Below are 12,101 nucleotides of genomic sequence, written 5' to 3'. Positions count from 1 at the left end.
CCTAAGCCGGCCACCGTGGGCGGAAGAGTCGGGCCTGGCTCAGCCCTGGCGGAAGCGCTTGCCTTTGCCCTCGCGTGTGATGCGTTCCCACACGGCCTGCTTTTCCGTGTCGTCCATGAAGACCCAGTTGCTGACTTCCATGGCGCTGCGCCCGCAACCCTGGCAGATCTCGTCGAACAAGGTCGAGCAGATGCCGATGCACGGGCTGTCCGGGCGGTCGAACAGGCTTTCGTCGCCGCGTGGTGCATTCGGTTGTGATTCCGGCTGTGACTCCGGCTGCCCGTCGGTTGGCTGGGCGGATTGGCTGGGGTCTTGCGGGTTTGACGGCATGCGGCTGGGTGGCGGGGCGGATGGGCGCTCATTATAAACGGCTGGCTGCGCCGGCCTTGGCTGCCGGTTGATGACGTGGGAGGTCATTGAGCGGCGCCGCCGTCGCGTCTACGCTGGAACCAGCCTGATCGTACCGATCCTCCCAAGGAGACCATGATGCTGTCCCTGATTCCCGCCTTGTCCAGCACCGCGAGCGCCGCCGCCACGCTGCCTGTCGACCCCCGTATCCGCCATACCGTTGAGCAGGTGCTGATGGGCTCGCCCGTGGCCCGTGCCCTGGGCATCACGCTGGATGTGCTGGCTGTCGACCAGGTGGAATTGCTGCTCCCGTTCCGGCCCGACAACGTGACGGTCGGCGAGATCGTGCACGGCGGTGTGATCGCCACCTTGATCGACGTGGCGGGCGCGGCAGCGGCGGCTTCGGGCGCCGATGCCGGCAACCTGCGCGGCGGCGCTACCAGTTCGCTGAATATCCAGTATCTCGAAGCGGCTAGTGCGGCCAACCTGCGCGCTGTTGCCAGCGTGGTGCGGCGAGGGCGCCGCCAGGTGGTGACGGAGGTCTCGGTCTATGCCCAAGGGGAGAACCAGGTTGAACTGGTGGCCAAGGCCTTGATGAGCAGCACCTTGTTCCTGAGAGAGGGGACGTCCTGAATTGGCACCGCCGCCACGCCGGCATCGGTCAGGATGCCGGCGTCTCGCACCGGATCAGAACTTGTGGCGAATGCCGACCGTTGCGCCAAGCTGGTTCGCGCCAGCCTGAACGTACGCACTATCGGTCGGGCTGTTGTTGTTGAAGCCGTTCACGCTCAGGTTCGAGTTGCCCTTGTTCTTGACGTAAGACAGGGAAGCGTAAAGGTCGGTGCGCTTGGACAAGGCGTAATCCGCCGTGGCGACAAAGTCCCAGGGGTCGGCACCGCTATTGCGGAAGTCCTGATAGTACGCGGCGCCCGTGAGCGAAAATGCCGGGGTCAGCTGGTAGGCCAGGCCTGCCCAGTACAGGTTCGCCCCGCCGTTGGTGAACTGGCCGCCAGGCAGCGAGGCGCCGTTGTAAGCCTTTGCCCAGCGGTAGCCTAGGAATGCCTTGGCAGCACCCAGCGTGTACGAGCCAGCCGCGGTGGCACGACGAATCATCTGCGCACTGGCGGCGCCGGTGTTGTTCGCCTGGTCATAAGCCGCGCCCACCGCGAAGGGACCCGCCGCGTAGCTGGCCAGGAAGCTGTATTCGCGGCCGTTGGTGAAGGCTCCCGCCACTTCGTTGCCATTGTTGGTGAAGCTGTAGAGACCGGACACGGTCAGGCCGCCGAACGTGCCAATGTACTTGCCGCTGTTGTCGGCACGCGAGCCAAATTCCGGCGCGGTCGAGGTAATGCCGTAGCGTGTCGAGATCGCCATCGGGTCGTAGAGCAGGCCGAAGTCGAAGAACGGGGTCGTGTGGCGGCCCAGGGTGAACGTGCCGTACGGGCTTTGCAGGCCGACATAGGCTGCGCGCCCGAAGAGGCGGCCACCTTGGCCCGACGAGCCGGTGTCGAAGTTCACACCGCTTTCCAGTACAAAGATGCCCTTCAGGCCGCCGCCGATATCCTCGACGCCGCGCATGCCCCAACGCGAGCCGGACTGATTGCCCGAGGTCAACCGATAAGCGTTGCCGCCGGGAGCGCCAGCGGCTGTCGCGGAGGATTTGTTTGTGTATTCGAGGCCGGCATCCGCCACGCCATACAGCGTCACGCTCGACTGAGCATTTGCGCCGACAGCGGCCAGGGCAGCCATTGTGGCCGCAAGCAATTTCATTCTCATTTCAACGATCTCCTCTAAGGTTCTTGGTTTTTTCGAGCACGGCTGGTCCCGTGCCGATGTTTTTGCACAACCGCGAGCCGCTATGAGTGCGCCGTGCGCCGTGCCGATGGGCGTGCATCCGCTAATCGTGGGCAGCACTTTGCCTAGGCCGCGAACGCGTGCGCGTTCGGGCCCGGCAGGCTTGTCGCGGCCTGTGTTTCGTCAGGTGTCAGGAGTGGAGTGCGGGGGAGCCGAGGTTGGCAGCCGCCGCGCTGGGCGCAGCGCGTTCACGCGCCATCAGGAAGACGATGGCGGCGGCGATCAGGTCGAACACTGCCAGCAGGACGAACAGCGGGCTGTAGCCGATATGCGTGACGGCAATGCCGAACAGCAGCGTGAACAGGGTCGCGCCCAGGTAGCCGCTCATGCCGGCCAGGCCGGTGGCTGTCGCCACTTCGTTCTTGCCGAACGCGTCGGACGTGATCGAGTAGAGCGCGCCCGACAAGGTCTGGTGGGCGAAGCCGCCGACGCACAACAGCGCGATGGCGCTGTATGGGCTGTCCACCAGGCCAACGCAGGCCGGACCGATCATCGCCAGGCAGCCGACCAGCATGACCAGCTTGCGCGAGGTAAACAGCGACACCTTGAGGTGCTTGTGGAACCACGGGCTGAGATAGCCCCCCAGCACGCAGCCGATGTCGGCGGCGAGGAAGGGCAGCCATGCGAACATCGCGATCTCCTTGATGTTCATATGGCGCTCGGTTGCCATGTAAAGCGGAATCCAGGCGTTGAAGGTTTGCCAGGCCGGCTCCGACAGGAAACGGGGAATCGCGATCGACCAGAAATTCCGGCTGCGCATGATTTCGAGCCAGCTTGCCTTGGCCACGTTGGCATCCTTGTGCTGCGCCTCCTGGCCGGCAAGGATGTACTCGCGTTCCTGGTCCGACAGGCGCTGCTGATTCTTCGGGTGCTTGTAGCAGAGCATCCACAGTACGGTCCATGCCACGCCCAGCGCGCCGACGATGATGAAGGCCCGTTGCCAGCCGCCGTTCAGGATCGTCCACACGACCAGCGGCGGGGCGCATAGCGCGCCGATCGACGAGCCAATGTTGAACCAGCCGATGGCGATCGAGCGTTCCTTGGCGGGGAACCATTCCGTCGTTGCCTTTACGCCACCGGGGATGCCGGCGGCTTCGGCCAGGCCAAGCAAGCCGCGAAAGAACGCCAGGCCTTGCCAGCCGGAGGCCAGCGCGGCGGCGGCGCATGCCAGCGACCACGCCAGCGCGAAGATGCCAAAGCCGATCTTGGTGCCGATGGCGTCCAGTACCAGGCCGGCGACCGGCTGCATCATGGCGTAGCAGACCTGCCAGGCCACAACCACATAGGAGTACTGCTGGGTCGTCATATGCAACTCCGACATCATTGTCGGTGCGGCAACGGATAGCGTATTGCGCGCCAGGTAGTTGACGATCAGGCCCATCGTGACCAGGCTGACCATCCACCAGCGCATGCCCTTTATGTGTTTCATCATGTCTCCTTGTATTTATGGATTCGCGGCAAAGCCGTGTGCCGCGCTACGTCGTTCTCGATCCCGGTTGGCCCCAGGGCCAGCCCACGCAGGTCAGGTGGCCAAAGCAAGCGGCCAAAGCAAGCGGCCATTGATCCTCGGCGTGGGGCATCGGTTGGAAATCAAGCCTCTTGGCTTAGGGGCTACCCGTGGGCGCCGCCATGGCGCTGCGCCTCTGGCGTGAAATCGATGCTCGCGAAACTGCCGCCCTGGTACTGGCGGCCGATGGCATCGAGCGGGTTCGGGGCTGCGAGAATCTCTTCGGCGAAGTCTTCGGCATTCTGTTTGGGCTGGTAGCGCAGGCGCGCCGCGCCATCGTTGTTCCAGCAGCTGCGCGTATTGGCGGAGACGCCCCACACAACGAGGAAGCCAAGGTCAGGCACCGTGATGCCCTGCTCGATGAGATGCACGAGATCATCGTGTCCCAGCCAGGTACTCAGATGCCGAAACTCTTGCGGTCTCTCCACGCAGCTGCCGATGCGCACACAGACGCTCTCGATGCCGTGCTTGTCCCAGTAAAGACGGGCAAGCCCTTCGCCCCACATCTTGCTCAAGCCGTAAAAGCCATCCGGGCGAAACTCGCAGTCGGTCGAGAGTTGCTGGTCCACCGGATACATGCCGATCGCGTGATTGGAACTGGCGAACACGATGCGGCCGACTTTCTGGCGCCGCGCGCCCTCATAAACCTCGACGAGCGCCCGCAGGTTGTTGTCGATGATCTCCGGCAGGGGGCGCTCGACACTCGTTCCCGCCATGTGAATCAGCACGTCGACACCGTCCAGCAGGCGGTCGACCACGGCCGGGTCGCGCAAGTCGCCACGCATTACCTCTTCGCCCTCGGCGACCGGTGCGAGCGACTGCGAGTTGCCCGACGAACGCAGGCCATAGCCTCGCGCCAGCAGGGCGGTCCGCAGGACGGTGCCCAACTGGCCACCGGCGCCGCTTAATGCAATCTTGGTCACGATATGAAATCTCCGTCTTGTTTGGTCTGGCCCGGCGTATGGAGCGCTCGCGCCCTGATCCCATGGAGAGTGCGAGCTGAACCGGCCTCGCGATCATTCATGGGACGTCATACAACTAAATTTAAACTTATTTGTCAGACAAGTGCATTTAAAGTAGGACAACTTTCTTAGGATTTCAAAGGGTTGTCAACGACAACGATCGGGAAATCGGGTTTACCCCCGGCCGTAGATGGCTTAATGACCATATTTCAAAAGTGAATTGGCTTGCTGAACGGTTGATAGACCTCACATGCAGTATGTTAGTCTGACAGCTTGCGCAACAACCCATACGCCGGCCAACCGGCGCAGCAGCAGGAGCAAGGTGTGGACGAATTGGTATTGACGGCAACCGACAGCACCAGTCTTTCGGAGCAGGTTTGCAAGCTGATCATCGGAGCGATCCTGCGGGGAGAGTTCTCCGCGGACCAGAAGCTACCGACGGAAGCCGATCTGGCCAGCCGTTATGCGGTATCCCGGACGACCGTGCGGGAGGCCCTGTCACGCTTGCGATCCGAAGGGATCGTGGTCTCGCGGCGGGGATCCGGAAGCTATATCCAGCGCATGCCGGTACGCGGGCAGCCGGTCACCCCCCAGATCTCCAGCATCGCGGATATCGAGCATTACTATGCATTCCGCCTTTGTGTGGAAGTCGGCGTGGCTGAGATTTCAGCGCAGATGCGCACCGATGCGGACATCGACGCCATTCGCGCCGCCTACGCCGCGCTGGACCGCACACAGGAAAGCGAGACGTCGGGCGTGGAGGAGGACCTGCAGTTGCATCTGTCCATTGCGCGGGCATCTCACAATCCTTTCTTCGTGCCCACGGTCGAGCATGCGCTCGGCCCGATTCGCCAGTGCATGGAACTGGCCCGTAACCTGGGGCAGACGCGCAATCCCACGCGCTTCGAGCAGGTCCAGGCCGAGCATCTGGCGATCATCGAGGCTATTGTGCAGCGGTCGCCGACTCAAGCCTCGATCGCGATGCGCCGGCATATCGAGAATGCCAGGCGTCGAATCTTCGAGGGTGCCTGACTCATCGTCGTGAGCCGGCGCGCGTCCTGTCCAGGTGCGGTAGGGCCGTGCTGACCTATGTCGGGGCGCTCGCTTGCTTGATGTTGTATGGCAACTTTGCCTAAGTCCGGCAGCTTGGTTGTCTTTCGCAAGTGCCGTCACGAATCATGGTGCTTCGGCACCAATCTCAGTTGGCAGGCTGGTACAAATGAGGTTCGCGATGCGCTCCATGTTGTAGGACATCAGGTGTCTTGGGCTGGGAGATGGCGAGCCACTCGCGAAAGCCGTGTCAGCCGGGCTGGCCCTGGGCGACGTTCCGCGGCTCGGCGTCGAGTTGTCGCGCCAGCTCATCCACCGCGCGCCGGATTGGCTGACCGCTCCTGGCTACTTTGGCAAGCGTCAGTGCCCCTTGCCAGCCGCAGATCACCAGGCCGGCGAGCTCGGTGGCGCGTACCCGCGGGATCCCGCGCGCCGCGAAGGCATCGGCCAGCACGGCTTCCCATGCGGCAAAGGCCGCGTTGCCCGCTGCCGCCACGCCCTCGGCCTCCGGGGCGATTTCCAGCAGGATGGTGGAGATCGGGCAGCCGTCACGATAGTCAGACTGGGCCATCCAGCCGGCCATCAAGACGCCATAGGCCCGCACGATCGCCCCCGGCGAGTCGTGTTCCGCGCATAGCTGCGCGAGCGTCGCACGCACCAGTTCGCCGGCGTACACGATGACTTCCTCGGCAATCTGCTCCTTACCTTTCGGGAAGTAGTGATAGAGCGAGCCCTTTGGCGCACCGCTCAATGCAACGATGTCATTGGTGCCGCTGGCGGCGTAACCATACCGGCGAAAGAGCACGGCGGCGGCGCGGACGATCTTGTCCCGATGCTTGGCTTGAGCGGCCATGTGATGAAGTTCTCGGTCGTTGGAGGGGTTGATATCCTGCTGGAATTATATAGACTGGTCTACATTAAAAATAGTGGTTGAGCCATCACAGCCTCAACGATTCAACCAGGAGACATCACGATGACCAACGCCACGGCCGAACATGCCGACCTTCCCGCCGGCTTCGCGCCGCATTTTCGCCATAGTCCGCTGACCGACCCCTGGGAGCCGCTGTACTCGATGCGCACTGACCAGGCCATCGTGCTGGCGGTGAAGCTCGCCCAGGCCCACACCAACGCACGCGGCTTTGCCCATGGCGGGCTGATCACGGCCTTGGCGGACAACGCCATGGGGCTGTCGTGCGGCATGCAGTTCGCCGAGCCGCGCAGCCTGGTCACCGTGAACCTGTCGATCGACTTCCTCAACGTTGCCAGGATCGGGCAGTGGCTGATGTTCGAAACGTCATTCACCAAGGTTGGCGGCACGCTGTGCTTTGCCCAGGCTTTCGTCACCGCCGACGGCGTGGCTTGCGCCAGGGCCAACGCTACGTTTCGGGCCATGCAGTGAGTTTTTTCCTTGGATCTCAATCAGGCAGGGCAATGCAATGACAGCAGATACGAGCAGCACCAGCGCGGCCACCAACGGCGCCTATTCGCTGGACACGGTCAAGCGTGTCAACCAGAGCGCCGCCTTCAACCGATGGCTGGGCTTCGAGGTGATCAGCGCGCAGGGCGGGGCGGCGGAGCTGCGCATGGCCTGGCACGACCAAGCCACGCAATATGCGGGATTCCTCCATGCGGGCGTGATCGGCGCCCTGGTCGATACCGCCTGTGGATTCGCGGCCACCACGGTAGGGGGGCCGGTGATGGCTTCCCACTATTCGGTGAACTGCATGGCGCCGGCCGTGGGGCAGGCGTTCGTGGCGCGGGCCAGCGTGACCAAGGCAGGCAAGCGGCAGGTGTTTGCCAGGGCGGAAGTGTTCGCGGAACAGGCCGGTGGCGAGCTTCGGCTGGTGGCCTCGGGCGAGGTCATCTTCGTGCCTGTCGAGCCACAGACCGCCAAGCCACCTGAGCAGCACGATTGAGATCTCTGAATCGACATCATTAGCGCAATTAACGGCCAGGTATTTGCACCCTACGACCCAACCGGTGCCACCTCACGGGATACCGCAATTTGGGCCACACGCGGCTTCGGCTGGCCAGGCAAGCCTGCAGGGCGAGAGGTACGGCTTGAATGGAAAATGGCAGTCCGGTCGCTACGCGACCGGACTGCCATTCGAGCGGGGCGGACGGGGCGGGAGACGCTGATCCACTCAGGCGATCGATGCAGATAGTGGCAGCTTCGGGATAGTCCCGGTGGCGGGCGCCGTGGCTGGCACTACGGAGCTACGCAGCTAAGGACATGGCTCACCCGCTCAAGCGCACTCCAGCGTGAAACCCATGCCGCCACGTCAGCGTGCCTCAGAACGCGTCGCCGGGCACGCGCACCCATCCTTCCATCAGCACGCGGGCGCTGCGGCTCATGATGGCCTTGGTCACGGTCCATTCGCCGTCGACCTGGCTGGCTTCGGCGCCCACCCGCAAGGTGCCCGAGGGATGGCCAAAGCGCACTGCGTTGCGCTCGCCGCCGCCGGCAGCCAGGTTCACCAGCGTGCCGGTGATGGCCGCCGCGGTGCCGATGGCGACCGCGGCCGTGCCCATCATGGCGTGATGCAGCTTGCCCATGGACAAGGCGCGTACGAGCAGGTCGACGTCGCCTGCGGCAACCTGTTTGCCGCTGGAGGCTATGTAGTCGGCCGGCTCGGCGACAAAGGCCACCTTCGGCGTGTGCTGCCGGGTGGCGGCCTCATCGATATGTTTGATCAGGCCCATGCGCACCGCGCCGTGGGCGCGAATGGTCTCGAACATCGCCAGCGCCTTGGGGTCGCCGTTGATGGCGTCCTGCAGCTCGGTGCCTTTGTAGCCGATGGCTTGCGCATTCAGGAAGATGGTCGGGATGCCGGCATTGATCATGGTGGCCTTGAGCGTGCCGACGCCTGGCACCTCCAGGTCGTCGACCAGGTTACCGGTGGGGAACATGGAACCGCCGGCGCCATCTTCCTCGGCCGCCGGATCCATGAACTCAAGCTGGACTTCGGCGGCGGGGAAGGTCACGCCGTCCAGCTCGAAGTCACCGGTTTCCTGCACGGCGCCATTGGTGATGGGTACGTGCCCGATGATGGTCTTGCCGATATTGGCCTGCCAGATGCGCACGATGGCCACGCCGTTGTGCGGGATGCGGCTGGGGTCGACCAGGCCGGCACTGATGGCGAAGGGGCCGACGGCGGCGGAGAGGTTGCCGCAGTTGCCGCTCCAGTCGACAAACGGCTGGTCGATGGAGACCTGGCCGAACAGGTAGTCGACGTCGTGATCGGGCTTGCTGCTTTTTGAGAGGATGACGGTCTTGCTGGTGCTGGAGGTAGCGGCACCCATGCCGTCGATCTGCTTGCCATAGGGATCGGGGCTGCCGATGACGCGCATCAGCAGCGCGTCGCGGGCGGCGCCTGGCACCTGCGCGACTTCGGGCAGATCCTGCAGGCGGAAGAACACACCTTTGCTGGTCCCGCCACGGATGTAGGTGGCGGGGATCTTGATCTGGGGTACGTGGGCCATGGAAAATTCGTCCTGATGAAAGCGGGCGGTACGTCGCCATACCGCCCGAACACGTTGCGGGTCGATGCGCCTGCGCGCGCTTACGCAGCGGCCTTCGACGATTCGAGGAAGTCCTGCGCGAAGCGCTGCAGCACGCCGCCGGCTTCGTAGATCGACACTTCTTCCGCGGTATCGAGGCGGCAGGTCACCGGCACTTCCACGCGCTCGCCGTTCTTGCGATGCATCACCAGGGTGAGCTCGCAGCGCGGCGTGCGTTCGCCGATCACGTCGTAGGTCTCGGTGCCGTCGATGCCCAGCGTGGTGCGGTTGACACCAGGCTTGAATTCCAGCGGCAGCACGCCCATGCCGACCAGGTTGGTGCGGTGGATGCGCTCGAAGCCTTCGGCCACGATCGCCTCCACGCCGGCCAGGCGCACGCCCTTGGCGGCCCAGTCGCGCGAGGAGCCCTGGCCGTAGTCGGCGCCGGCCACAACGATCAGGGGCTGCTTGCGGGCCATATAGGTCTCGATGGCTTCCCACATGCGGGTGACCTTGCCCTCCGGCTCGATGCGGGCAAGCGAGCCCGGCTTGACCTTGCCGTCCACCACCACCATTTCGTTCTTCAGGGTGGGGTTGGCAAAGGTGGCGCGCTGCGCCGTCAGGTGGTCGCCGCGGTGGGTCGCGTAGGAGTTGAAGTCTTCCTCCGGCAGGCCCATCTTGGCCAGGTACTCGCCGGCTGCGCTATCGAGCATGATGGCGTTGGACGGCGACAGGTGGTCGGTGGTGATGTTGTCGCCCAGCACGGCCAGGGGCCGCATGCCGGTGAGCGCGCGTTCGCCAGCCAATGCGCCTTCCCAGTAGGGCGGGCGGCGGATGTAGGTGCTCATCTCGCGCCAGTCGTACAGCGGGTTGGCCTTTTCGCCGGTGTCGGCGGTCACGGCGAACATTGGCTCGTAGACCTTGCGGAACTGCGCAGGCTTCACGCTGGCGGCAACCACCGCGTCGATCTCTTCGTCGGACGGCCAGATGTCTTTCAGCGTCACCGGCTTGCCATCTGCGTCGGTGCCCAGCACATCCTTCTCGATATCGAAGCGGATGGTGCCGGCAATGGCGTAGGCCACCACCAGCGGCGGCGAGGCCAGGAAGGCCTGCTTGGCATACGGATGGATGCGGCCGTCGAAGTTGCGGTTGCCGGACAGCACGGCGGTGGCGTACAGGTCGCGGTCCACGACTTCCTTCTGGATCACCGGGTCCAGTGCGCCGGACATGCCGTTGCAGGAGGTGCAGGCATAAGCCACCACGCCAAAGCCCAACTGCTCCAGTTCCGGCAGCAGGTTGGCTTCTTCCAGGTAGAGCGTCACCGCCTTGGAACCCGGCGCCAGCGAGCTCTTCACCCACGGCTTGCGGGTGAGGCCGAGCTTGTTGGCGTTGCGCGCCAGCAGCCCGGCGGCCACCATGTTGCGCGGGTTGTTGGTGTTGGTGCAGCTGGTGACGGCGGCGATGATCACCGCGCCGTCCGGCATCAGGCCGGGCTCGTTCTCGACCTTGCCGCTGATGCCGCGCGCGGCCAGCTCGGAGGTGGGCACGCGCTTGTGCGGATTGGACGGGCCGGCGATGTTGCGCACCACGGTGGACAGGTCGAACCTGAGCACGCGCGGGTACTCGGCATTTTTCAGGCTATCCGCCCAGAGGCCGGTTTCCTTGGCATACGTTTCCACCAGCTTGACCAGCGCATCGTCGCGGCCGGTGAGCTTGAGGTACTTGATGGTCTGCTCGTCGATGTAGAACATCGCGGCAGTGGAGCCAAACTCCGGCGCCATGTTGGAGATGGTGGCGCGGTCGCCCAGCGTCAGGTGGGTGGTGCCTTCGCCGAAGAACTCAAGGTAGGACGACACGACCTTTTCCTTGCGCAGGAATTCGGTCAGGGCCAGCACGGTGTCCGTCGCGGTGATGCCAGGCTGCGGCTTGCCGGTCAACTCCACGCCGATGATGTCCGGCAGGCGCATCCAGGAAGCGCGGCCCAGCATCACGCTTTCGGCTTCCAGGCCGCCCACGCCGATGGCGATCACGCCCAGCGCGTCCACCATGGGGGTGTGGGAGTCGGTGCCGACCAGCGTATCGGGGAAGGCCACGCCGTCTTTCACCTGCACCACCGGGCTCATGCGCTCGAGGTTGATCTGGTGCAGGATGCCGTTGCCCGGCGGAATCACGTCGACGTTCTTGAAGGCCTTCTTGGTCCAGTTGATGAAGTCGAAGCGGTCTTCGTTGCGGCGGTCTTCGATGGCGCGGTTCTTCGCGAACGCATCGGGATCGAAACCGCCGCACTCGACGGCCAGCGAGTGGTCCACCACCAGTTGCGTCGGCACGACCGGGTTGACCATGACCGGGTCGCCGCCCTGGGCAGCAATGGCATCGCGCAGCCCGGCGAGATCGACCAGCGCGGTCTGGCCCAGGATGTCATGGCAGACCACGCGCGCCGGGAACCAGGGGAAATCCAGTTCCTGCTTGCGTTCGATGATCTGCTTGAGGGAATCGGTCAGCGTAGCCGGGTCGCAGCGGCGCACGAGGTTCTCGGCCAGCACCCGCGACGTGTACGGCAGCTTGTCATAAGCGCCCGGCTGGATGGCGTCGACCGCGGCACGCGTGTCGAAGAAATCCAGCTGGGTGCCGGGCAGCGGTTTGCGGTTTGCAGTGTTCATTTTTTTAGGGACGAAAGAGAGTAATGATCAGGGGGTAGTGGCCCAGCTTTGCGGCCAACTACCCCCTTCTCCCACGGGCGGTAAAGGGGAGCAAACCGGCAGCCGGCTAGATTACTTGCGATCCTTGATCGGCACGAACTTCAGGTTTTCCGGCCCGGTGTAGTTGGCGCTGGGGCGGATGATCTTGTTGTCGATGCGTTGCTCGATGATATGCGCAGC

The 12,101-nt window shown here is 64.1% G+C and carries 11 protein-coding genes; 4 read left to right on the top strand and 7 right to left on the bottom strand.

All coding sequences use genetic code 11. From position 1 onward, the window contains the following. Nucleotides 1-39: 39 nt before the first annotated feature. A complete protein-coding gene (locus AC07XB_RS02900; protein ID WP_492375529.1) occupies nt 40-330 on the bottom strand; it encodes a DUF1289 domain-containing protein in 291 nt (96 codons plus the stop codon). Between the two features lie 156 nt (nt 331-486). Here AC07XB_RS02900 and AC07XB_RS02895 point away from each other — a divergent pair, with 156 nt between their 5' ends. Further along, on the top strand, nt 487-981 hold the full coding sequence (locus AC07XB_RS02895; RefSeq protein WP_492826495.1) for a PaaI family thioesterase: 495 nt from the start codon (nt 487-489) through the stop codon (nt 979-981). Between the two features lie 54 nt (nt 982-1,035). Here the strand turns inward: AC07XB_RS02895 and AC07XB_RS02890 are convergent, their stop codons facing one another. The 3 genes from AC07XB_RS02890 to AC07XB_RS02880 form a co-directional block, all read right to left on the bottom strand. After that, on the bottom strand, nt 1,036-2,124 hold the full coding sequence (locus tag AC07XB_RS02890) for a porin (RefSeq protein WP_492375530.1): 1,089 nt from the start codon (nt 2,122-2,124) through the stop codon (nt 1,036-1,038). A 208-nt stretch (nt 2,125-2,332) separates the two neighbouring features. Next, entirely contained in the window at nt 2,333-3,631 is a 1,299-nt protein-coding gene (locus AC07XB_RS02885; RefSeq protein WP_492808673.1) for an MFS transporter, read from the bottom strand. A 182-nt stretch (nt 3,632-3,813) separates the two neighbouring features. Next, nucleotides 3,814-4,632: an NAD-dependent epimerase/dehydratase family protein gene (locus AC07XB_RS02880; protein WP_492375531.1), complete on the bottom strand. Its 819-nt coding sequence runs from the start codon at nt 4,630-4,632 to the stop codon at nt 3,814-3,816. A gap of 363 nt (nt 4,633-4,995) precedes the next feature. Here AC07XB_RS02880 and AC07XB_RS02875 point away from each other — a divergent pair, with 363 nt between their 5' ends. Beyond that, nucleotides 4,996-5,703 (top strand): FadR/GntR family transcriptional regulator, encoded by a 708-nt coding sequence (locus AC07XB_RS02875; RefSeq protein WP_492808438.1) that lies wholly within the window; start codon nt 4,996-4,998, stop codon nt 5,701-5,703. A gap of 268 nt (nt 5,704-5,971) precedes the next feature. Here the strand turns inward: AC07XB_RS02875 and AC07XB_RS02870 are convergent, their stop codons facing one another. Then, complete coding sequence (locus AC07XB_RS02870) at nt 5,972-6,574, bottom strand: TetR/AcrR family transcriptional regulator (protein ID WP_492375533.1); 603 nt, start codon at nt 6,572-6,574, stop codon at nt 5,972-5,974. 120 nt (nt 6,575-6,694) lie between these two features. Here AC07XB_RS02870 and AC07XB_RS02865 point away from each other — a divergent pair, with 120 nt between their 5' ends. Both AC07XB_RS02865 and AC07XB_RS02860 read left to right on the top strand, forming a co-directional pair. Beyond that, nucleotides 6,695-7,120 carry a PaaI family thioesterase gene (locus AC07XB_RS02865; protein WP_492375534.1) on the top strand — a complete coding sequence of 142 codons (426 nt, stop codon included), beginning with the start codon at nt 6,695-6,697 and terminating at the stop codon, nt 7,118-7,120. A 37-nt stretch (nt 7,121-7,157) separates the two neighbouring features. Further along, nucleotides 7,158-7,637 carry a PaaI family thioesterase gene (locus AC07XB_RS02860; protein WP_492826233.1) on the top strand — a complete coding sequence of 160 codons (480 nt, stop codon included), beginning with the start codon at nt 7,158-7,160 and terminating at the stop codon, nt 7,635-7,637. A gap of 376 nt (nt 7,638-8,013) precedes the next feature. Here the strand turns inward: AC07XB_RS02860 and prpF are convergent, their stop codons facing one another. After that, complete coding sequence (prpF, locus tag AC07XB_RS02855; protein ID WP_492826231.1) at nt 8,014-9,204, bottom strand: 2-methylaconitate cis-trans isomerase PrpF; 1,191 nt, start codon at nt 9,202-9,204, stop codon at nt 8,014-8,016. A gap of 80 nt (nt 9,205-9,284) precedes the next feature. After that, the gene (acnD, locus tag AC07XB_RS02850) at nt 9,285-11,882 is read right to left on the bottom strand and encodes a Fe/S-dependent 2-methylisocitrate dehydratase AcnD (protein WP_459373858.1); all 2,598 of its coding nucleotides are present in this window, start codon (nt 11,880-11,882) and stop codon (nt 9,285-9,287) included. Nucleotides 11,883-12,101: the final 219 nt, after the last annotated feature.

It is taken from the genome of Cupriavidus sp. GW821-FHT02F09 (assembly GCF_059421605.1).
This window is presented reverse-complemented; position numbering and strand designations above follow the sequence as displayed.